This window comes from Photobacterium carnosum, assembly GCF_002849605.1.
GTDB classification, from domain to species: domain Bacteria; phylum Pseudomonadota; class Gammaproteobacteria; order Enterobacterales; family Vibrionaceae; genus Photobacterium; species Photobacterium carnosum.
In genome coordinates this window covers 38,791-60,248 of sequence record NZ_NPIB01000017.1, presented here as the reverse complement: position 1 = coordinate 60,248, position 21,458 = coordinate 38,791, and the positions used below count along the sequence as shown (strand labels likewise).

Sequence of the window (21,458 nt, the reverse complement as noted above, 5' to 3'; positions counted from 1 at the left end):
ATTTACTCAGCAGCACCAATATAAAACAGCGTACATTTAAAAGCAAAAAAAAAGAGCATCAATATGCTCTTTTCGTTGATGCTCTCACTTTATTTTCGAGCTCGCCGCATTAACCAATAACTGATCCCAGCAAAACCAATAAACTGTAGCCATAGCTGCCCCCAACGATCAATCTCTTGCGTAAAACTCGCGCCAAGTTGATTAAGCCCAAGAAAGCCATTAATAGCCGCAGTAGAAGGTGCTAATTGCGCAAAATAATTAATCGCTGTCGGTATCGCTGACGGTGGCCAAATAAACCCAGCACTGAAGACTAATGGTAACGAACTCAATAACACCACCAGCGTCACTAATTCACAACGAGGTAATAATTGACCTAATATCATTCCGAGCATAATCACTGCTAATAAAAACGGAATTATCATCATGATCAAATCATCAATCGATGCCAACCTATTCACGCCATAATAAACATAAGTAAACCCGAAGTAATACATCACTAATGGTAAATAGATTAAGGTAAACAATACTGCTCGTACCGTCATCACCATCCAAATAGGATATTGCGCCCAATAACCCGTTTTACCCGCAGCACGCGCTTCATTTTCTGCCGCGCCCATCATACCAACCCCAATTAACAGAGTTTGATGTAGGATCAACACAAACACAGCGGGTACAACATAGTTGATATACCCCATAGTGACATTAAATACAGGTCGCATATTAAGCTTCATGGCTGTCGCATGCTGTGTTGCTTCAACTGCACCATCACCAGTCAGCATCATACGATTAATTTTCGCTTGTACTGCCAAATCACTACCTGCACTATTTAAGCCTTCAACCACCGTTCCGTAAACTAAAAATAATGCTGCATTACCTGCATAAGCTAACGTTGGGCTAGTCCCCATCATCACATCACGATAAAAATGTTTAGGGATCACTAAAATACCGTCAACTTGACGATCTTCTAACGCAACTTTAGCCGCATTAATACTGCCAAGATGTTCCGTAATATGAACTTGTGGCGTGGCATTTGCCATCCTAATTAACTCACGGCTCATTTGGCTATGATCAAGGTTAACCACCGCTACTCGTTGTTCTCGTGGTAATTCATTAATATACGGCAATGGGTATAAAAATGAATAGAACACCACCCCACCAAAAACAGTAAACACTAATGAGAAATTACTAAAAATAGCTTTTAATTCATGCTTAAATAAATCACCCCAACTCATGATGATCTCCCGTTACGGTATCTCTACTAGCGAATGCTTTACTACGACGCACTAACATTAATCCCATCGCCAATAATAAAGCACTCATAAAGCTGCTTAGTACCAATAATTGATGAGAAGCCTGATACCAACCACTGCCATAATCTACTTGTTGTAATTGCACTTCAATATAATGGCTAACAGGTAATAACCCTCGCCATATTTTAGCAATAACAGGCATATCAGTAGCGGGAAATGTGATCCCCATAAAGGCAAAGGCAGGTGCCGTATAAGCAGCAACAAAACTCATTGCGCGTGGAGCTTCCATTGCGACAAAATAAATCAAGCTCCCCATACTTTGACAAGCAAAAACCATTAATAATTGTGCGACAATCAATATTCCCCATTGACCATGCATCGGCCAATCAAGCGCAACATACATCCACCATAAAAACAACACACCTTGAATCAAAAACAAACCAGAATAAGCAAGTAACTTACCTAATAATTTTTGACACGGAGTGTGTGCTAACCAACGCCACAGCCCTTGACCACGAGCCTCATGTACTAATGCCAACACGGTCGTCGCTACAATTAATATTTGCCAAATAGGGGGAATAATCGCTGAAACTAAAAATTGGCCATAATGGCTATTACTGTTAAACAAAGGGGTTATTTGGGCTTGAATAGGAACAGCCATTCCTAATGCTTGCAAAGGTACTGGCGCACCAGAACTCATGTTCCGCATTGCTTCAACACCAGCATTATAAGTGCCTTCAACTTGCAGCATTGCCGAGCTAATAACTTTACCAATTAAGATAAATTGACCATTATAAAATGTTGTAATTTGTGGCGCTTGACCTAACTTAACATTTTTTTCATAGTTATCAGGGATCACTACCATCGCATAGATATCATTAGCACGCATCGCCGCACTAGCAGTGTGATCATCGGTAAACTGACGTGTCACCGCCATGCTTGGACTGGCATCAATATAACGGGTTAATTGACGCGACATCTGGCTATGATCAAGATCAACCACACCAACAGGCAAGTTACGTGCAATACCGGTCGCAAAAATCGCCCACATAGTAAGAAACAATAATGCAGGTAACCAAACCACCAGTGCCCGCAACCATTTATCTTGCCAAAGAGTACGCCACTCGTTTTTTATTGCTGAATAGACAACCATATCATCACTCAACAATCACACTCATGCCGACTCGTAAACCACTAATAGGTTGAGTTGGACGAGCTTCAACTTCAAATGTTCGCATATCGAAACCTTTGGCGGTATCAGTTGCACGCCAAGTAGCGAAATCGCCCATGACTGCCACATGAGTGACTTTTAATTGATAACTTTTATGACCTAAAGCAGGAATAGTGACCTCAAAAGTTTTACCTTCTAGGTAGTCCTTTAATTTATCTTCACGCACATTAAAGACAGCCCATGCATCGCTAATATCAATAATATTAACCACAGGGAAACCTTGTGGTGCTAATTCCCCATCATGCAGCAACACTTGTGACACTTCACCTTTATGCCAACTACTTATTTTAGTATCCGCAACATAGGCTTGAACTTCAGCAACAGCCCCTGCTGCCATTTTTACTTTTTCCTGGGCTGCACGTTTAGTTTCAACTCGAGCCCCTTCTTTCGTCATTTGGTACATCTGGAAAGCAGCACTTTCTGTATATTGAGCGGCTTGCCATTGGGTATACACTTCATCACGTTTTTGTTCTGCTAATACACCGTCTTTATAAAGGTTATTAATCCGAACATAGGTTTTTTGCATCAATGCGGCTGCCGCTTTGGCTTTCCCCCACTGATCTTTCGCTGCCGCAATTTGTTGAATACGTGCACCTTTTTCTGCTTCTTGCGCTAGTGCACCTGCAGCCTGTTCTCCTGCTTGTGCTTGTTCTAATTTAGCGTCAATTTCAGGGCTTAAAATGGTAAAAATTAATTGTCCAGGCTGAACTTCATCGCCTTTACGTACTAAGACTTTATCAATACGCCCAGGTACTTTAGACGCGATATTATATTGTTGGGCTTCAATTTGACCTTGCATACGTTCAGGTTGCGGCTGATAAGCATGCCAAAAGGTATAGCCGAGCCATCCAACCACTGCGATAACAGGAATAGCAACTGCAATTGCTTTTAACTTACTCATTATAATTTGACCTCGATCCCTTGGTATTGCTGATAATTTTTAAATGTATTCATTTCGCCACTAATAGCAAGCAAGCGAGTTAAGCAAGCTACATATTGATAAGCGGCCGCTAAACGTTGCGTTTTAATGCTGGCAACAAAAAGTTCAGCATCGACAACATCCAATGATGTTGATAACCCTTGTCCAAAGGCTTTTTCTCGCAATAAACTGTTTTCATTCGCCAATGCCAAGCTAGATGCGAGGCCGTTATATTCTTCTAATGCTTGTTTCGCTTCACGGTAAGTTTTTTCAACTAATACTGTTAGATCTTGCTGAGCTTGTGCTTGTAAATGGTTAACTTGTGTCACCATTGAATGGGCAGCACTTAATTTGCCTGAACGACCAGAGTTATCAATTAATGGCACACTAACACCCACACCAACCGCCCAATCAGGGGCCATTTTTGCGGCTAAACTACCACTGTCATGCAAATTATAATCACCATATAAATAGACTTCAGGATAATATTTACCTTGTTCAACTTCAATCAAGCCACCCGCTTGCTTACGCTTCGCATCCAAAATATGCAAACCGGGATACGTCGCTAAAGTTTTATCAACAAAAGCAGACATAGGTGGCAGTGAGTTATTAATAAACAGCCCTGTCGATGGCATCGCTGGTGTTGATTGTTTTAATAGCTGTGTTAAAGCAACTTGGGCAATTTCTAAATCGCGAAGGGATTTTTGCTGTTCTACTTTGGCTTTATCATACGCAGCTTGCGCTTGTAGACGCTCAACTCGCGCGATTTGACCTTGCTGTTCAAGCTTAACCGCATCTTGATAATGATGTTTTAAGCCAGTTGCAACTTCTGTCCGTGTTTGTAATACATTCTTTGCTAATACAACCCCAAAATAAAAACGGGATAAATCTTCAAATTTTGCTTGTTGTTGCATTGCTAGCATGTATTTTGCTTGATCTGTTTTACCTTGAGCAATATCTTGCGCAGCGTTAATACGACCACCAGTAAATATTGGCCAAATCGCACGAATAGAGCTAGTAAACACATCCCGATCAGAGATATTTGAAGTCAAAGCAGAATTTAATTGTGAGTTAGAAATAATGTTATTAATAACTTTACCAATGTCAGTATTTGAGGCAGATGTACTACTAAAAACATCCGCTGGTGATAATTTAATATCATGATCTAAACGGGTGTAATTTGCCCCAACGGTCACCTTGGGGAAATACAAATCTTTAGCTGCATCTTGCATATATTGTGCTTGTTCAACACTGGCACGATCTGCGGCTAAACCATCATTTTGGGTTACTACAGTATACCATGCATCGTTAAAACTGACGGGGGCTGCCTGTACCATTGGTACGATTGCGAATAATGCAATTGTCAGATGCTTCACCATCAATGGCCTAATTTTCATGTACGAACCTTTAACCTCTTTCCAGCCAATGCGTAATTATAAATATAGAGCAGATACTCTAAAACGATAAATTTTAACAGATAATTAAAATATTACGTTATTTTAATTATCGTTTATTAAGCAAAACATAAATGTCATTTTAATCGACAAACAAAATAGCCCACAATAATGTGGGCTATTAATATTTAGTCAAAAAATCACCGTTATTCAATAAGCAATAATTAACGCGCTAAACGAATTAATGAACGTCCTAATAAACACTCTAATTCAACAATGCTTTGTTTACCGTAACGTTGCTCACAAAGCATAAACAAACGCTCAATGCCATGATGAGCAAATTCATGTGATGTTTCAGCTGAAGAAATATGATGAAATAATAATCGTAAAATTGCGCGAAATTTTTCATCTTCCAATGCAGCAGACCAGCTTGTTGCAAATACCTGCAAATCACCGGTTAGATCCAACTTATCAACAAAGAGATGATAGAGACGTCCATCAAGAGCATGAGCAAAATCTTGCTTTTTAGGGAAGTGGTGGCTAATACCTGTTCTTGAAATTCCAGTCTGGTTACTCAAGGTGGTATACGACATTTTATCGTAACCTAAGGTCAGTATTTGCTCAATCACTGCATCCATAATGGTTTGAATAGTGATCTCTGTGTCTTCTTTACTACGCTTGGGCATAATGCGTTGGCTCTGTTCTAATCATTTTATGCAACGATAATACACTTTACTCGAAATAATCGTGTCAAGAATATTGGCTCGCTGTAGTATTACAAAATGTTTTTCGCTTAACTAGGGTTAACCCACATTATTAACGATTAAATTTTCTTGCATGTTGCTCAATGTCACGATATAAAATTTTAGTCCAATAAGGTTGCGTATTTGCGGCTAATAATCGACCTTTTCTTGGATCATGCGGGCTAATCAATACTTCTATATTATCAATACCCGTACGTTCAGCTAATAAAAACAATTCCTCAATCGCATAATCGCCCATTGCTAAGCAGCCAACCGATGCTTGTTTCCCATGAATAAAAATATTACTCCCAGGTGAAGTCCGTCCTTCTAATTGTGCATATTTTTGATCAAATGCATTAGGGTAATTAAGCTTCATTGATAAATGATAACGGCTATTTGGGTTTAACAAAGACACTTGATAAATACCTTCGGGGACTTGTTTATCACCTTCACGCATTTTTGGTCCCGTGTGCCCACTCATTTTTTGTATATCGTAACGTTTTACGTAAGACCATTTATCCTTTTCTTTAGCCCACAATTCCACACTCTGCTCTTGTTTCATCGCAAATAAGGCAATATTTTGTGGCGGATAGTGTAATCCGACATTATCAAAATACCGTTTTAATCGAGGCTCAACAAAAGGTGAATAACGGCTCATAACGTCACTAACAGTACGACTGCCTGTCGGTGGATATAATGCATACGTTGATGATGGGATATATAATGATTCTGCGCGGGCGCAGCTGATTGATGTTAACACTAGCATTAATGGACAAATAACGTTCTTTAGCACACGACCCTCAATGATAATTTTTCTACACGCATAACATTGCGGTAATTTACTTATAACCAACCATGACCTATGGCTGAATTGTACTAGTTTACTCGAATTATTGATTAAACAACCACCACTTTATAACCATGTTTTAATGAAATTGTAAACTTCTACAGTAGTCGTGATCTAACTCTTTAAAATCTTTACAATAGCGTCTATAAATTATATCCAATTAAAAATGAGACGATTTTGCATACGTTAGAACAATTACGCTCAGGCCAACTTGAAGGCGCCACATATTTAACTTTAAGCGAACAACTGACACACTTTCCTAAAGAGATTCTAACGCTCGCGAGCAGCTTAGAAGTATTAGATCTGACTAACAACCAATTAAGCCATTTACCTAAGAGTTTCAGTCAGCTCACTAAATTACGTATTCTTTTTATTTCAAATAACAATTTCACTGAATTACCTACCATTTTAGGGGCTTGTCCTAATCTTGAAATGATCGGTTTTAAATCAAATAAGATTACTACTGTTAATGCAGCTGCACTGCCTAAAAAATTACGTTGGTTAATCTTAACTGACAATAAAATAGCCGCACTTCCTGAAGCCATTGGCGATTGTATTCATTTACAAAAACTGGCGCTAGCGGGTAATGCCCTAACGGCGCTACCGCTTTCTATGGATAAATTAGTTAACTTACAATTAATTAGATTATCCGCAAATGCATTAACTGTCTTTCCAGATCAATTATTAGATTTACCAAAATTAGCATGGATTGCTTTTTCAGGAAATGATTTCAATCGTCACCAACATGTGACTAATTCACTGCCTTATGTTGCTTCAAGTGATTACCAGCTAGATAAAGTATTAGGACAAGGGGCTTCGGGGGTTATATCTTTGGCTCAATGGCGTTCTAACCCACATCAACTTAATAACGATATTGCCGTCAAAGTCTTTAAAGGACAAGTTACCTCTGACGGTTATCCACAAGATGAATTAAATGCGTGTTTAAAAACAGGCGCGCACTCCAATTTAGTGGCATCATTAGCACAAGTGAGTGAACCCAATTATCTCGCATTAATAATGGCTTTAATTCCCGCGCATTATCATAATCTTGGATTACCGCCAACATTCATTACTTGCACTCGTGACACATTTCCTGCTGAATTTACACTGTCAATTGCAGCTATAGTGACAATTGTTGAACAAATGACAGCGGTAATTAGCCATATGCAAACACGATGTGTAGCTCATGGTGATATTTATGCACATAACGTATTGGTTGACGACAATGCTAATATTTTAGTGGGTGATTTTGGGGCGGCATCTATTTATGATGATTTAACCATTGAGCAGCAACAAAAAATTGCCATTATTGAATGGCGAGCTGTCGGTTACTTTATTGAAGATTTATTGTCTATTTGTCACAATCAAGATCAACAAACAGCGCAATATCAGCAACTACACACTCAAGCTCAACATTATATTACTGCTTAATTATCATTATTATTCTCTTTAATACCCTTACTCAATTTATCAATATCACATAAGACACATAAATTGAGTAAGTTAAACACCCAATCCCCCATACATCAATATGAATACAAGTTATTATAATTCAAGTGGTTAATGTGAAATCATCTTCTTACAAGCCATTATAATACGCATTTACTCATATCATCTCGCTTGACTATCATGAACATAACAGCTTAAATTTAACATTATAATAACACGAACAATTATGGTCCATTATCAATCGGAGTGCTTATGACTCAACTGCAAACACCTGCTGATATGATCATTAAATGGGCCAACGAACGTCCTGACGATGTTTATCTAAAGCAAATTATCAATCGTCAATTTGTTAATTACACTTATGCAAGTGTTGCGGATAAAGCTCAACGTTTAGTTACCGCATTTCAACAACTCGGTATTCAACCCGGTGAGCGTATTGCGCTGATTTCTAAAAATTGTGCCGAATGGTTTATCTGTGATTTAGCCATGATGTTAGGCGGTTATGTTAGTGTGCCCATCTTTCCCACTGCCGGGGCTGATACCATTGCTCATTGTGTTGATCATAGTGATGCAGCATTAATCATTATCGGAAAACTAGATAGCCCAACAGCCGTCAATGAAGTCATAACCAGCCATGCTACAATTCCTACGATTGCCTTGTCTTATCCCGGCACACCAACATGTCAATATCAATTCGACGACCTTATTGAGCAATACTCACCGACAACTGCATGTAGAACGCATCATGATACTGACTTAATGTCGATTGTTTATACTTCAGGTACATCAGGCATGCCTAAGGGCGCAATGTTAACTTATGGCGCTTTTGTCTGGTCATCACAAAAAATTATTGAGCATATTGGCTTAAAAAGTAATGACCGGTTATTTTCTTATTTACCATTAGCCCATATTACTGAACGCGTTTATATCTTTGGATCTTCGATTATGTCAGGGTTACAGGTCGCCTTTCCTGAATCTCTCGATACCTTTATTGATGATGTAAAAATGCATCGTCCGACTATTTTTGTTTCTGTACCCCGTTTATGGACCCTATTCCGACAACGGATCCAAGATAAACTGCCACAAGCTAAATTAAAGATTCTACTTAAAATCCCATTCATTTCGACATTAATTAAACGTAAATTAGCGCAAGGATTAGGACTCGATCAAGCACGCGTCCTTGGCTGTGGATCCGCTCCTGTATCAGCGGGATTATTATCTTGGTATGAAAGTATTGGGCTTAATATTACCGAAGCATGGGGAATGACAGAATCATTTGCCTACAGTACTCTTAATCATCCTTATCGCAGTGACAAAATAGGTACTGTCGGTAATGCAGGTCCCGGTATTGAGTTAAAAATTGCGGCAGATAAAGAAATTTTAGTACGCAGTAAAGGCTTATTTAGTGGCTATTATAATAATCCACAAGCAACCCAAGAAAGCTTTGATAATGACGGCTGGTTATATACCGGTGATATTGGCAGCTTAGATAATGACGGTTATTTAACTATTCAAGGCCGTAAAAAAGATACGTTTAAAACAGCTAAAGGAAAATTTGTTTCACCAGTGCCGATCGAAAAACGCTTAATGGATCTGGGTCATTTTGAAATGGTATGTTTAATTGGTTCAGGAATGACCGCACCTATATTGTTAGCCGTTGCTCATAACTATGCTCAATTCGATCAGTCTCGGTATGAAAAAAAACTTCAAACTATCATTAAAAAAATAAATACCGAACTTGAATCACATCAAAAAATCAAGGGCGTACTGATGATCAAAGAACCATGGAGCATTGAAAATGGTATTTTAACACCAACGTTAAAAATAAAACGTCATGTTTTAGAGCAGCACTATGCAACAATTGATGATACTTGGAATAATAATCATATAATAAAATGGCAATAATCATTATATTTTCAGCTCATTTCTTATTGTATAAGAATAAGATAAATTTAAAACTGAGAAAAAATTAATATAAAGCAATCGAATAATGCAATTATATATTAACTATAAGCTGATATCTCAATATATATTAAGAATAGTGCAATAAAATATTAATAGTGTCCGCTTATATTTACACTCTGATTTTATAAGCAATATTTCACCATGTTGAATTAAATATTAATAGTTCTAAGATGATTTCTTCTTCTCTATTATTTATATTTTCATTAAAAAGGATTATTTCTCATGGCTAAAGGTGATATCAAAACATGTAAAGGCAAACGTCGTATTCATTCTCACGGCAATGCTCGTTTAACAACTGAAGGTAACAGAAAACATCATAGCGCTTAATGCTATTACTATAAATGATACTAATTCAACTTATTGATTTTCTTAAATTAGTATCATTTATCACCTATTTTCATTCGTTACAGCTCCCTTCATATTTTGCTATTATTAAAATATAAGAACAGTTCAATATAGCCTTTCGTACAAATATTATATTTAGATATATAACAGCTAAACCAAAAAATTTATTAATAATATTTATTCAAAAAATCCTCACATTTCTGACGAGGATTCGTTATGTTGTGAAGTGGACAGGATTTTCCATCCCGAAAATCAGTCGCTCCTCTGCACAACAGACCGCAATCATAGAAAAATACTACAAATGGTTGATTGTAATTTAAATAAGCCAGATGCAAAAAATCCCCGTCATTTCTGACGAGGATTCGTTGTGTTGGCGGAGTGGACGGGATTCGAACCCGCGACCCCCGGCGTGACAGGCCGGTATTCTAACCAACTGAACTACCACTCCAATTCTGTATGAAACTCGATTACATCAAATTTCTAGAATGTGGTGGAGAGATAGGGATTTGAACCCTAGATACGCTATAAACATATGCTGGTTTTCAAGACCAGTGCTTTCAACCGCTCAGCCATCTCTCCAATGCCGCGCATAATAGCGAGGTTAGCTGATGCTGTAAAGCGAAAATTTAAGGAAAAAGATCAACAGCTTATTTTTCGTACTACCATGCTGATTTATGATTTATTTGAGTATAAAAAAGGCCGACAAACTGTCGACCCTTGAGAATTACAAATAATTTTACTTTTTTGTATTTTATTGCAACTAAATTTAATTACTTAGTTAATGAATCTTCTAAACGCGCTTTCCAGATTGCCATCGCTAAAGCAGGTTTACGTAAAACTTCAGGTGTAGGGATCCAACCGTGTTTAATTTTAGCAAATACATCAAAACGTTCAGCCGTCCCCGCCATTGCTTCCGCAACCACTTTACCCGCAATATTCGTTAGTCCGACGCCGTGTCCGGTATAACCATGAGCAACATAGATATCATTGCCTAGATGATCGATTTGCGGCATATAAGAACGAGTAACTGCAAATAATCCGCCCCAATGGTATTCCATCTTCACGTCAGCAAGTTGTGGGAACACGGTGATCATGCGCTGGCGTAGACGCTCACTTGAATCGCTGTATTCACCATTGAATGGGTGATTAACACCACCAAACAGAATACGACCATCCGGTGTTGGGCGGTAATAATCAAGGCTATTATTTAAATCTGACATTGCCATCATATTACTGATAGGTTGACGATCGCCTAATTGCTCAGTAACACCAATGTAAGATACAACAGGCAGCACAACGCTCTGTGCTTTACGATGTAATCCCTCAAGGTACGCATTACACGCTAATAGCACTTGCTTTGCTTTAACCTGACCTTTAGGCGTATGGATAATATGCGGGTTGCCTTTATCCAATTTTACCGCTGGGGTATTTTCAAAAATAGTCGCCCCTAAACCTAATGCTGCTTTTGCTAAACCTAAGGTGTAATTCAACGGGTGCATATGAGCACTGTTTGAATCATACAGACCACCTAAATAGCGTTCAGTATGCGCAACTTGTTGAACTTTATCTTTGTCCCACCAGCTAGCACTTGGGTAATCATAACGACTTTGTTTTAAGTCATACCAAGATTTTAGTTCTGTTTCTTGGCTTTTCTTCAGCGCAAGTTCGATATAACCTTGTTGAAAATCACAATCAATATTAAATTGCTCGATTCGATCACGAGCAATATCAACCGCTTCACAAGAGAGATCCCACAGTTGCTTGCCCCACTCAGGTCCGTATGTTTCATCAACTTCACGTAACCCTAGGCAAAAACCCACTAAACACTGGCCACCATTACGCCCAGATCCTCCCCATGCTAAACGTTGTGATTCAAGCACCACAACAGAAAATCCTTTTTGACGTAATTCAATCGCGGCATTTAGCCCCGTCATACCACCACCAATAATACAAACATCAGCTTCAATGGCTTGATCTAGTAGCGGTTGTTCAGGTAACGCATTAACGGTTGCTTGGTAGTAACTATCGATATATTGACTGTTGATTGACATTCCAATTGCCCACAAAAAAATACAGGTTAAAAATCGCGCGGATAATGTCACGAGTCTTATGGCTTCACAAGCACTTTATTACTGTGACTCAGCTCATAATTTAGCTTAATTGTTTTTGACACCAACAAACTTCTGTCTAATATCCGCGCTCAGATCTGACTTACCTGGTCAATTAGGAATTAATAACATGAAGAAAATATTCAAAGGGGTGACCACACTAGCATTCGCACTTTCAGCATTTAATGTTTCGGCAGCAAATGATGTGCTTAACGTTTACAACTGGGCGGAATATATGCCAACAGATGTAATCAAAGCCTTTGAGAAAGAATATGATGTCACCGTCAATTACTCTACGTTTGATAATAATGAATCGATGTACACCAAGCTTAAGCTACTTGATAGTAAAGGCTATGATGTTGCATTTGCATCGACGTATTTTATTGACAAAATGGCACGTGAAGGCATGCTTGCAAAGATAGACAAAAGCAAAATGCATCACTTAAATGACGTTTATTCTGGTCTAATGAAACAACCATTTGATCCTAATAATGATTACTCTTTACCTTATGTATGGGGTGTCACGGGGATTAGCTACAATGCAGAAGTGATCACGTCTGATCAGGTAACAAGCTGGAAAGATCTATGGAACACGAATTTCAAACAACAAGTGATGTTACTTGATGATGTTCGAGATGTGTTCGGTATGGCATTGCGCGCTCAAGGTCATAGCATCAATAGCACCAATGAAGTCGAAATTAAGCAGGCTTACGAAAGCTTACTCAAGCTACGTCAAAATGTTGTCGTTTATAATTCTGATGCACCACATGTTCCTTATGTCACCGGGGAAGCGATGGTGGGTATGCAATGGAACGGTAATGCTTTTATGGCAAAAAAAGAGATGCCAGAGCTTAAGTTTGTCTATCCGAAAGAAGGTGCTATTTTATGGATGGATAATTTTATCGTCCCTAAAGGTAGCGAACATAAAGATCTCGCATTTAAATTTATCGATTTCTTTATGCGACCAGAAAACCAAGCTAAAATTATCGAAGAATTGGGTTTCCCTGCACCTAACAAACAAGCAAAACAATTTTTACCGACTGAATTACAGAATGATTCAATGATTTTCCCAACTGACGCACAAGTCGAGAATGGTGAATTTACGGATGATGTCGGTGACGCTGTGAATATTTACCAAAGATATTGGCAGATGCTAAAAAGCTAACCACAAAAAAGGCTACAGTTAATCATTAACTGTAGCCTCTCTAGTTTTATAACAAACTCAAAAAATCAGTTCATCACTAAACCAGCAGCATTCAACTGTGGTAATAAATCGGTTACTGTAAGTGGTGTATTCCAATCAATATTAATTAATATTGTGCCCATTTTACGACATGCTTGTGGTAATACCGCATCATGAAAGGCATTAATATCACTGATATAACCGAGGTCTAATCCCATCTCTTCTGCTCGTCCACGTTGACGCATACGACCATAAGCTACTTCAGGATCTGTCTTTAAATAAATACAATAGTCAATGGTTGGATATTGATTGATTTGACCGATTAAATGCTGATAGCACGCCATATGTTTAGCTATATCTTCAGCTGTACTATTGTAATTAGCAATACAAGCGTGGGTAAAGACTAAATCACTTAACAAAGAACGCTCAATAATATAGACACCTTGAGGATCTAAATTATTCAAGAGTTCAGCGCGTTGGGCAGTAATGTAACATTGAAAATTACTACGTGCATCGACGTTAAAAGGGTCGCTAGTAAATTCACCCAATAGATGTTGAAATTCAGGATCAGAATCTACTGGCTCTAAAATAGCAGTTGCATTTAAGGCTATTGCTAATTGAGGGAGTAATGTCGATTTACCGGCACCAATATTACCTTCTACACATATAATTTTAGGCTTATCCAAGAACTTTTCCCTCTGAGGACTTATAGACAGAGAACCACACAGTGATGCTCTTAACATTTGCTGATGCAATAAACCCGACATTCTGAAACTAATCGCCACAAAAAACCATGCTTTATGTGTTGTTTGATTATTTAAAAAGCAAAATACAGCACTTTAATTATTACATTGTATTGAAAACAATTATTATTATCATATTACGCTATCATAAATAACAATAAAAACCATTAAAAACAAATAGTTACATTATAAGCAACGCTTAATTTAAAATGGAAAAATCCGAAGGTAAAACATTAGCATCGTGATAACATTCCCGATCTATTTACTGATAGGAATGACATGATGTCGTTTGAAGCTGCTGTCACATTCTTTATTGCTATTTTTATTTTTGCAATTACTCCCGGTCCTGGTGTATTTGCAATTCTTGCCAAAGCGATGGTTGAAGGTCCTAAAAATGTATCATGATGGCATTAGGCATGGTGGTAAGTGATCTGCTCTATTTACAATTAGCTTGCTTTGGCTTAGCCACCATCGCTGACAATTGGTCAGACGTATTTTTAATTATTCGTTATCTGGGTGCTGGATATTTAATTTATCTGGGTTATAAGATGATCACCACTTTTACCCACAATCAACCCATTTCTAATCAACAAAAATCACAACAAACGTCATTCACCAGTTTTAGTCATGGCTTTTTAATTTCAGCGTCTAACCCTAAAGTCATTTTATTTTATGTGTCTTTTTTACCGACATTTATTGATTTAACCCGCTTACATGGCAGTGATCTTATTCTTATTTCTGTCTTATCTTCCATCGCATTAATGACGGCAATTATGCTAGTGGCTTGTGGTGCATCACGTTTAGCTAACGTTATTAAGACGCCAATAGCACAGCAACGGTTAAATAAAACAGCAGGTAGCATTATGATTGCGGCAGGGGCGTATTTAGCAGTAAATAAGTAACTTATCATTATTGAGGAACCAACCCCGTCATTCTCTACAGCGAGGTTACGAGCGACGATAAGGAATCTACTACCCACGCCACCCTACGTGACAGGTCGGCAATCAGAGAAAGAGGGGATATTACGTTCTATTGATTATGATTTGGATAATCCAGATGCAAAAAATCCCCGTCATTTCTGACGAGGATTCGTTGTGTTGGCGGAGTGGACGGGATTCGAACCCGCGACCCCCGGCGTGACAGGCCGGTATTCTAACCAACTGAACTACCACTCCAATTCTGTATGAAACTCGATTACATCAAATTTCTAGAATGTGGTGGAGAGATAGGGATTTGAACCCTAGATACGCTATAAACATATGCTGGTTTTCAAGACCAGTGCTTTCAACCGCTCAGCCATCTCTCCAATGCCGAGAATAATACCCATCATCATGGCATCTGTAAAGTCTTTTTTTTACAAAAACAATATTATTAACGGTATTGATATCAATACTCACTCAAAACCATTAAAAAAACATCTTTATGATTATAAAACTAGCACTTTCATATCATTACTTATTTATAAAAATGATTTATGCAAAATGAACAATCGTTTGAATTAACTTGGTTGCTAATTTTGCTGTTTGATTTTCATAATCATATTCAGGATTTAATTCAGCAATATCGACAATTTTCACTTTGCCACTCGCCATAATATGTTTAATCGCCCATTCAACCATCGATAAGCTCACACCATGCATCCGAGTCATATTAGCACCCGGCGCTATCGATGATGAAAACACATCAAGATCAATACTCAATTGAATACAATCAACACTATCAATAAAACTATCTAATTGCTCTTGAACATGTTTCTTATTTCGCGTGGTCATTTGATTATCAAGTAACCACTGGCAACCTAAATCTTCTGCAAGTTTAAACATTGCTTGTGAATTAGCATGATCACAAATACCGAGACCAAGAAAATCAAAACTGCGTTGTTGTTCTTTGCTATAACACCATGCAGCATGAAACGCAGAGCCTGCTCGTAACGATAATGAGGGTCTTAGCTCAAAATGAGCATCAAAATTAATCACACCCACTCGTTGTGGTATCAACTGTGGTTGCTCATCTTCAGTGATAATAACTGCCGCAGGAATGTCTTCAGTACTAAAGTCAGATAATGCTTGGTAACTAGCAATGGAGATCTCATGCCCTCCACCAAGAACAACAGGGAAATGACCCTCACGTAAACTACGCAGTAACAATTGATGTTGTCTCTGGCTAACAGCAACAAAACTATGATCATTATTTGTTTGTTCAATATCACCAGCATCATAGAAAGGTAATTTCGTTTGAGCATGTGTATACGGTAATATGCGTCGAATACTAGCAGGACCTTCTTTAGCCCCTTGTAAACCACGTCCCCAATCAAGACTAAGATCAGAAATCACACCAACAAGCATAATTCCAGGTTGATGTTGCTGAATATAAGGGCTGATGAGCGTATGTTTACGATGACATAACATCGGTTTTTGTGGCTCATTTTTAAATAACTTTTTTAATTGATCAACTAACATACGCCTATCTTCCCTATCTTTTACAAACAACATGACTAGTGCTGTGGTGGTAATGCTCTTGCGGCTTGTAATACACTCATTACAATTTTATTTTTACGGCTATTTATACGCTCGGCTGGCGCCATAACACTAACCGCTCCGACAACCTTATTACCTACAAAAACTGGCGCACTGACGCCAGAAACACCGGCATCAATTTCTGACGTACTAATTGCAAAGCCATCTTGCTTAATTAGATCCAATTCAGCAATCCAAGTATCAATCTGTGTTTGTTCGGTAATCTCATAATGTTCTAAAATCGTTAATTGGCGCGCCAAGGGTAAATAAGCCAAGATAACTTTAGCTGAAGCACCACGAATCAATGGCTGACTTTGACCTTTTTCATAACTACAACGCAGTGCATAAGGGCTATCAATACTGTCAACACATAAGGCATTAAACCCAACCGCGACCATATAAGCTGACATCTCACCTGTTTGCTGCTGTAACCGTTTTAAGATAGGTCTTACACCATCAGGTAATGGTGAATTCATTTCAAAATTACGTTGAAGTTGCAGTGCAGCAGGACCGGCACTATAGGTATTACACCCATGATTTTCTTCAATTAAATTCCAATCGCGAAGTAAGGCCAAATAACGATATAAGCTACTTATTGGCATTCCCATTTCGGTACTGAGTTGTTGTGCTTGTAGCGGTACATTTGATGCTGCAATATGAACGAGCACTTGCAACAATTTTTCATTAGCACTGAGTGAATGAGTCACAGGTCAGTTATCTCTAATTTGTGTGATGATTATTTGTACCCAATTATAGCGCGAACAACAAGTGCTATTCTTGTATTATGAGAAAATATAGGATTTATTTGCTTTAATTTATTACCTTACGAGAAATTAATCCATCTTCGAAGTCTTTAGCTCCAAAAATAGACGTCATGGCTATTATTTTTTAGGTTGGTTTATTATTTCAACGTAAAAATAAAAAAATCAACTTTAGCCTGCATAAATACAGATCTAACTAGCCAGAATAAGGGGGTACTGGTAAAATATTTGCATAATTGACCGTTTAAAACAGTAAAAGAGAGTGATTCCTCATGGGAAGAAAGTTCGAAGTACGTAAGTTGTCTATGGCAAAAACCCAAGGCGCTAAGATCAAGGTTTACTCTAAGTACGGTAAAGAAATCTACGTTTGTGCTAAGAATGGTAGTTCCGATCCGGATAGCAACCTAGCACTTCGTCGTCTTATTGAAAAAGCAAAAAAAGATCAAGTACCAAGCCACGTTATCGAAAAAGCGATAGATAAAGCAAACGGCGGCGGCGGTGAAGATTACTCAACTGCACGTTACGAAGGTTTTGGCCCAGGCAACTGCATGGTTATCGTTGACTGTCTAACAGACAACAACAACCGTACTTTTATGGACATTCGTCAAGCATTTGTTAAAAACAATTCAAAAATCGGTAGCCCAGGCACCGTGGGTCACATATTTGAGCACCAAGCAGTATTTGAGTTCAAAGGCACCGACGAAGAAATGGTTCTTGAAAATCTAATGATGGAAGACGTTGACGTTACTGACATCACTTGTGAAAACGGCGAGATCACCGTTTACGCTCCGCACACTGAATTCTTTAAAGTGAAAAATGCTCTTGCTGCAACAATGGCTGACGTTACCATTGATTCAGAAGAAATTGCTTTCGTTCCACAGACAAAGACTGAATTGTCTGGTGACGATATTGCAATGTTTGAAAAATTCCTTGATGCACTAAACGATTGTGATGACGTACAAAACGTTTACCACAACGCTGAAATGGCTGACTAATTTTAGTCTTTCATTTTTTCACAAAAAGGTCACTTCGGTGACCTTTTTGTTTATTTCGCTATTCATCTTATTTATTTCAATACCTCGCTGCTTTTACTTCCATAATGATTCCTACCACTTTGCTATTATTTTTCATCCAGATTATTTATTAATTACTTCTTAGATATAATATTGATAAAAGAACAACGATGTATGCTTGTAAGTCTCATTATTTAAGCCTATAACTAATTAAGATATTAATTTACATCCAATTAATATGACTTATTTAAATAAGGGTTTAAAGGTAAATATGAATATTTTAATCGTATTAACATCTCATCAAAGTTTAGGTACAACCACTGAAAAAACAGGCTTATGGTTAGATGAGTTTACTGTCCCTTTTTATGCATTTAAAGATAATAATGACACGGTTACCCTCGCTTCACCACTAGGCGGACAAGTGCCCATTGATCCAAAAAGTGATACAGCAGAGATGCAAACAGAATCGGTTATTCGATTTAAAAATGATCAAGATGCAGTCACACAATTAGCGAATACATTACTGTTATCAACCATCAACCCAGCCGATTACGATGCCGTGTTTTATCCTGGCGGACATGGGCCACTATGGGATTTATCACAGAATGCAGCCTCACAAAATATTATTGAATGGTGTTATCAACATAACAAACCCACTGGTCTTGTTTGTCATGGACCAGCAGCATTAAAAGCACCTAAAAACACGGATGGCAGCCCACTTATCGCAGGCAAAAATGTCACAGGTTTTAGTAATAGTGAAGAAGACGCGGTTGGATTAAGTGCTGTGGTTCCTTTTTTACTGGAAGATATGTTAACTGACCAAGGTGCGCATTACACTCAAGGACCTGATTGGCAGAGCTATATTGTGGTCGATGATAATCTAATCACTGGTCAAAACCCAGCATCAGCACAAGCGGTTGCGACAGAGATAATTCGTCAATTAAACGCACATTAATTCATGCACCTTCATTGTGATCTGTCTTTGATAAATTTATTATCAGATGGTTATTTAAAAGGTTTCCGCTGAATATATAAAAGCCTAGTTATTTAACTTAACTAGGCTTAGCATTTTCTATCCATATTACAGTTATAGTATTATTCATCATCAATCCCTACGCCTTCATCTGAGCAATCATTACGCACACTTCACGTACATTACCAGCAATCAGATCCCAGTCATGATTGGTAATTGTGTTGGTTGGTGCAATCCATGTTCCGCCACAAGCTATTACTTGTGGAATCGCTAAATACTCCCCCAAATTAAGCGGTGTCACTCCTCCCGTTGGCATTAACTGAACCTGACTATAAGGCGCCACTAATGCTTTAAGCATATTGACACCACCAGAAGCTTCAGCTGGAAAAAATTTCAGGGCATTTACACCTAATTCTAATGCTTGTTCAACTAAACTAGGATTATTCACCCCAGGGATTATTTTAATATTATTAGTAAGGCAATATTTAACTATAGTAGGGTTAAATCCAGGGCTAATAACAAAATCAGCACCCGCAGCCATAGCGGCATCCACTTGCTCAATAGTTAGAACAGTCCCAGCACATAACACAATATTAGGATAAGCGGCACGAATTAAGCGAATAGACTCCACCGCAGCAGCGGTACGAAAGGTGATTTCAACAGCAGGTAAACCATTATCAACTAATATTTTAGCCAGAGGTACAGCATCTATTGCATATTCAATTTGAATTACAGGCATGACTCGCAATGCACGCAAACGATCAATCCATTCATTTGTCATCATAATTACTACTCATTAAATCCGTTAAGTATTAGGTACATTGCAAAGGAATATAGCTGACGCCTAAACGGTACAAACGATCAGCAATAATTTCAGCGAGCATACCTAGCTCTGATAACCCTGTTTTAACATGAGTAACGCTATTCTATAATTATGGCCGATAATTAAAATCAACCGTAATTTTACAATCTGATGTTTTCAATTATTCAAGCACTTCTACGTGCTTAATTTTGCCACGTTCAGGTAAGATAGCCAAAAATATTCCTGAGAGATAGATCAAATCATCGAATAATAATGAAAGCTAACGTAAGTGTTTTTGTTTAATAACGTAGGGCTTTAAAATAAGGAGACTGTTACTGAGTATATAAAATACAACCCAGCAACAGTTATAAAAAAGGTTTATATCTATATAAATAAGCGAATAAATAGCGTTAAAACGTACCACCAGTATGCCAAAAGATACCCATCACCATTGCCATATCCATTAAAAAACCCAAACTATTGCCGACCCAAATTGGCGGATTTTTATGAACGAAACCATATACGGCCCATAATGCCGCTAATAAGGCATAGAGCACCCAAGTAGTGAGAGACAATCCTAAAGCGTGTTCGCTATGAGAGAAAAATAGTTTATATAATTGCGGCAGCGTCGCTAATGGACCAATAACCCCCATTAATAACATAAAAGGTTCAAATGCTGTGGCTAAGTGTTTAAAACGAGTTGTCATTCATAATCCTTATGTTCTATTCGTGCTCTAATTAATAATATTAAAAATATATAAAAAAAATCAACACATTACATATTCACAACAAATGGTAAACAATATATACATTTCAGTCATTGACTTACCACACAATCACACTATTCTAGATTGTAAGTAGACAACGAAATATATTGAAAAAATTAGCCACTACGGAAGGTGTTATATGGATTTACTGCGCAGTTTATATTTATTACTAGAGTCAATATTTGAATAATAAAGCAACTATTTCCCAACCACTAAGTCGTAAATAAATCATTTAGTTACGACTTTTTATTACGTGTATCTTCTACTCTCTTAAAAATCGTCTAATCACTGCATATAATGGCTGACAATGCTAATTTACAACAAATAGGATCGTAAATCCTAAGGCTACCTGTAACCAAGCAGCAAATGGATCATCTATTTTGCACATAAATTTTCTCGCCGCTCTCAAAGTACAACTTATTGAGTACGATGTTAATAATCTCTGTGCC

The 21,458-nt window shown here is 37.9% G+C and carries 20 protein-coding genes and 4 tRNA genes; 8 read left to right on the top strand and 16 right to left on the bottom strand.

Annotation, left to right across the window (positions count from 1 at the left end; all coding sequences use genetic code 11):
• Nucleotides 1–89 precede the first annotated feature (89 nt).
• The 6 genes from CIK00_RS13725 to CIK00_RS13700 all read right to left on the bottom strand — a co-directional run bounded on the left by CIK00_RS13725 (nt 90) and on the right by CIK00_RS13700 (nt 6,330).
• On the bottom strand, nt 90–1,232 hold the full coding sequence (locus tag CIK00_RS13725; RefSeq protein ID WP_101769403.1) for an ABC transporter permease: 1,143 nt from the start codon (nt 1,230–1,232) through the stop codon (nt 90–92).
• Entirely contained in the window at nt 1,219–2,403 is a 1,185-nt protein-coding gene (locus CIK00_RS13720; protein WP_101769433.1) for an ABC transporter permease, read from the bottom strand. Before CIK00_RS13720 ends, CIK00_RS13725 begins: the two co-directional genes overlap by 14 nt.
• Before the next feature lie 4 nt (nt 2,404–2,407).
• Nucleotides 2,408–3,382 carry an HlyD family secretion protein gene (locus tag CIK00_RS13715; protein WP_101769402.1) on the bottom strand — a complete coding sequence of 325 codons (975 nt, stop codon included), beginning with the start codon at nt 3,380–3,382 and terminating at the stop codon, nt 2,408–2,410.
• Nucleotides 3,382–4,797 (bottom strand): TolC family protein, encoded by a 1,416-nt coding sequence (locus tag CIK00_RS13710; protein ID WP_101769401.1) that lies wholly within the window; start codon nt 4,795–4,797, stop codon nt 3,382–3,384. The genes CIK00_RS13715 and CIK00_RS13710 overlap by 1 nt, the downstream gene beginning before the upstream one ends.
• A gap of 221 nt (nt 4,798–5,018) precedes the next feature.
• Complete coding sequence (locus tag CIK00_RS13705) at nt 5,019–5,480, bottom strand: TetR family transcriptional regulator (RefSeq protein ID WP_101769400.1); 462 nt, start codon at nt 5,478–5,480, stop codon at nt 5,019–5,021.
• A 130-nt stretch (nt 5,481–5,610) separates the two neighbouring features.
• Entirely contained in the window at nt 5,611–6,330 is a 720-nt protein-coding gene (locus CIK00_RS13700) for a L,D-transpeptidase family protein (RefSeq protein ID WP_101769399.1), read from the bottom strand.
• Between the two features lie 231 nt (nt 6,331–6,561).
• Here CIK00_RS13700 and CIK00_RS13695 point away from each other — a divergent pair, with 231 nt between their 5' ends.
• The 3 genes from CIK00_RS13695 to CIK00_RS13685 all read left to right on the top strand — a co-directional run bounded on the left by CIK00_RS13695 (nt 6,562) and on the right by CIK00_RS13685 (nt 10,125).
• On the top strand, nt 6,562–7,815 hold the full coding sequence (locus tag CIK00_RS13695; protein WP_101769398.1) for a leucine-rich repeat-containing protein kinase family protein: 1,254 nt from the start codon (nt 6,562–6,564) through the stop codon (nt 7,813–7,815).
• Between the two features lie 297 nt (nt 7,816–8,112).
• The gene (locus tag CIK00_RS13690) at nt 8,113–9,738 is read left to right on the top strand and encodes an AMP-binding protein (protein ID WP_193435473.1); all 1,626 of its coding nucleotides are present in this window, start codon (nt 8,113–8,115) and stop codon (nt 9,736–9,738) included.
• Between the two features lie 282 nt (nt 9,739–10,020).
• Nucleotides 10,021–10,125 (top strand): 30S ribosomal protein THX, encoded by a 105-nt coding sequence (locus CIK00_RS13685; RefSeq protein WP_101769396.1) that lies wholly within the window; start codon nt 10,021–10,023, stop codon nt 10,123–10,125.
• A 389-nt stretch (nt 10,126–10,514) separates the two neighbouring features.
• Here the strand turns inward: CIK00_RS13685 and CIK00_RS13680 are convergent.
• The 3 genes from CIK00_RS13680 to CIK00_RS13670 all read right to left on the bottom strand — a co-directional run bounded on the left by CIK00_RS13680 (nt 10,515) and on the right by CIK00_RS13670 (nt 12,194).
• A tRNA-Asp gene (locus CIK00_RS13680) sits at nt 10,515–10,591 on the bottom strand.
• 40 nt (nt 10,592–10,631) lie between these two features.
• Nucleotides 10,632–10,722 (bottom strand) — tRNA-Ser (locus CIK00_RS13675).
• A 191-nt stretch (nt 10,723–10,913) separates the two neighbouring features.
• Nucleotides 10,914–12,194, bottom strand: coding sequence for an NAD(P)/FAD-dependent oxidoreductase (locus tag CIK00_RS13670; protein ID WP_101769395.1), 1,281 nt, complete (start codon nt 12,192–12,194; stop codon nt 10,914–10,916).
• Nucleotides 12,195–12,381: 187 nt separating this feature from the next.
• On the opposite strand from CIK00_RS13670, the gene CIK00_RS13665 reads away from it, so the two are divergent.
• Nucleotides 12,382–13,416 (top strand): ABC transporter substrate-binding protein, encoded by a 1,035-nt coding sequence (locus tag CIK00_RS13665; RefSeq protein ID WP_101769394.1) that lies wholly within the window; start codon nt 12,382–12,384, stop codon nt 13,414–13,416.
• A gap of 65 nt (nt 13,417–13,481) precedes the next feature.
• Here CIK00_RS13665 and CIK00_RS13660 read toward each other — a convergent pair whose 3' ends face one another.
• Nucleotides 13,482–14,120, bottom strand: coding sequence for a deoxynucleoside kinase (locus tag CIK00_RS13660; protein WP_167388562.1), 639 nt, complete (start codon nt 14,118–14,120; stop codon nt 13,482–13,484).
• A 336-nt stretch (nt 14,121–14,456) separates the two neighbouring features.
• Between CIK00_RS13660 and CIK00_RS21700 the strand changes: the two genes are divergently transcribed.
• Both CIK00_RS21700 and CIK00_RS13655 read left to right on the top strand, forming a co-directional pair.
• Nucleotides 14,457–14,582: a hypothetical protein gene (locus tag CIK00_RS21700; protein ID WP_373322863.1), complete on the top strand. Its 126-nt coding sequence runs from the start codon at nt 14,457–14,459 to the stop codon at nt 14,580–14,582.
• On the top strand, nt 14,579–15,079 hold the full coding sequence (locus tag CIK00_RS13655) for a LysE family translocator (RefSeq protein ID WP_373322862.1): 501 nt from the start codon (nt 14,579–14,581) through the stop codon (nt 15,077–15,079). The genes CIK00_RS21700 and CIK00_RS13655 overlap by 4 nt, the downstream gene beginning before the upstream one ends.
• 196 nt (nt 15,080–15,275) lie before the next feature.
• Here CIK00_RS13655 and CIK00_RS13650 read toward each other — a convergent pair.
• The 4 genes from CIK00_RS13650 to CIK00_RS13635 all read right to left on the bottom strand — a co-directional run bounded on the left by CIK00_RS13650 (nt 15,276) and on the right by CIK00_RS13635 (nt 17,400).
• Nucleotides 15,276–15,352: transfer RNA gene (locus CIK00_RS13650), tRNA-Asp, on the bottom strand.
• 40 nt (nt 15,353–15,392) lie between these two features.
• Nucleotides 15,393–15,483 (bottom strand) — tRNA-Ser (locus CIK00_RS13645).
• Between the two features lie 166 nt (nt 15,484–15,649).
• Complete coding sequence (locus CIK00_RS13640) at nt 15,650–16,636, bottom strand: formimidoylglutamase (RefSeq protein ID WP_101769392.1); 987 nt, start codon at nt 16,634–16,636, stop codon at nt 15,650–15,652.
• A 35-nt stretch (nt 16,637–16,671) separates the two neighbouring features.
• Nucleotides 16,672–17,400 carry an IclR family transcriptional regulator gene (locus CIK00_RS13635; RefSeq protein WP_101769391.1) on the bottom strand — a complete coding sequence of 243 codons (729 nt, stop codon included), beginning with the start codon at nt 17,398–17,400 and terminating at the stop codon, nt 16,672–16,674.
• 326 nt (nt 17,401–17,726) lie between these two features.
• Between CIK00_RS13635 and CIK00_RS13630 the strand changes: the two genes are divergently transcribed.
• Nucleotides 17,727–18,449, top strand: a complete 723-nt coding sequence (locus CIK00_RS13630; RefSeq protein ID WP_101769390.1) for a YebC/PmpR family DNA-binding transcriptional regulator — start codon at nt 17,727–17,729, stop codon at nt 18,447–18,449.
• A gap of 289 nt (nt 18,450–18,738) precedes the next feature.
• Nucleotides 18,739–19,422, top strand: a complete 684-nt coding sequence (locus CIK00_RS13625) for a type 1 glutamine amidotransferase domain-containing protein (protein WP_101769389.1) — start codon at nt 18,739–18,741, stop codon at nt 19,420–19,422.
• A gap of 157 nt (nt 19,423–19,579) precedes the next feature.
• On the opposite strand, the gene CIK00_RS13620 is transcribed toward CIK00_RS13625, so the two are convergent.
• On the bottom strand, nt 19,580–20,224 hold the full coding sequence (locus tag CIK00_RS13620) for a bifunctional 4-hydroxy-2-oxoglutarate aldolase/2-dehydro-3-deoxy-phosphogluconate aldolase (protein WP_101769388.1): 645 nt from the start codon (nt 20,222–20,224) through the stop codon (nt 19,580–19,582).
• A 428-nt stretch (nt 20,225–20,652) separates the two neighbouring features.
• Nucleotides 20,653–20,949 carry a SemiSWEET transporter gene (locus CIK00_RS13615; protein ID WP_101769387.1) on the bottom strand — a complete coding sequence of 99 codons (297 nt, stop codon included), beginning with the start codon at nt 20,947–20,949 and terminating at the stop codon, nt 20,653–20,655.
• Between the last annotated feature and the right edge of the window lie 509 nt (nt 20,950–21,458).

What these genes read in the sequence shown, in the direction of transcription:
- CIK00_RS13725 (WP_101769403.1), bottom strand. Translation starts at nt 1,232, where the DNA reads ATGAGTTGGGGTGATTTATTTAAGCATGAATTAAAAGCTATTTTTAGT.
- CIK00_RS13720 (WP_101769433.1), bottom strand. Translation starts at nt 2,403, where the DNA reads ATGGTTGTCTATTCAGCAATAAAAAACGAGTGGCGTACTCTTTGGCAA.
- CIK00_RS13715 (WP_101769402.1), bottom strand. Translation starts at nt 3,382, where the DNA reads ATGAGTAAGTTAAAAGCAATTGCAGTTGCTATTCCTGTTATCGCAGTG.
- CIK00_RS13710 (WP_101769401.1), bottom strand. Translation starts at nt 4,797, where the DNA reads ATGAAAATTAGGCCATTGATGGTGAAGCATCTGACAATTGCATTATTC.
- CIK00_RS13705 (WP_101769400.1), bottom strand. Translation starts at nt 5,480, where the DNA reads ATGCCCAAGCGTAGTAAAGAAGACACAGAGATCACTATTCAAACCATT.
- CIK00_RS13690 (WP_193435473.1), top strand. Translation starts at nt 8,113, where the DNA reads ATGATCATTAAATGGGCCAACGAACGTCCTGACGATGTTTATCTAAAG.
- CIK00_RS13685 (WP_101769396.1), top strand. Translation starts at nt 10,021, where the DNA reads ATGGCTAAAGGTGATATCAAAACATGTAAAGGCAAACGTCGTATTCAT.
- CIK00_RS13670 (WP_101769395.1), bottom strand. Translation starts at nt 12,194, where the DNA reads ATGTCAATCAACAGTCAATATATCGATAGTTACTACCAAGCAACCGTT.
- CIK00_RS13665 (WP_101769394.1), top strand. Translation starts at nt 12,382, where the DNA reads ATGAAGAAAATATTCAAAGGGGTGACCACACTAGCATTCGCACTTTCA.
- CIK00_RS21700 (WP_373322863.1), top strand. Translation starts at nt 14,457, where the DNA reads ATGATGTCGTTTGAAGCTGCTGTCACATTCTTTATTGCTATTTTTATT.
- CIK00_RS13655 (WP_373322862.1), top strand. Translation starts at nt 14,579, where the DNA reads ATGATGGCATTAGGCATGGTGGTAAGTGATCTGCTCTATTTACAATTA.
- CIK00_RS13640 (WP_101769392.1), bottom strand. Translation starts at nt 16,636, where the DNA reads ATGTTAGTTGATCAATTAAAAAAGTTATTTAAAAATGAGCCACAAAAA.
- CIK00_RS13630 (WP_101769390.1), top strand. Translation starts at nt 17,727, where the DNA reads ATGGGAAGAAAGTTCGAAGTACGTAAGTTGTCTATGGCAAAAACCCAA.
- CIK00_RS13625 (WP_101769389.1), top strand. Translation starts at nt 18,739, where the DNA reads ATGAATATTTTAATCGTATTAACATCTCATCAAAGTTTAGGTACAACC.
- CIK00_RS13620 (WP_101769388.1), bottom strand. Translation starts at nt 20,224, where the DNA reads ATGATGACAAATGAATGGATTGATCGTTTGCGTGCATTGCGAGTCATG.
- CIK00_RS13615 (WP_101769387.1), bottom strand. Translation starts at nt 20,949, where the DNA reads ATGACAACTCGTTTTAAACACTTAGCCACAGCATTTGAACCTTTTATG.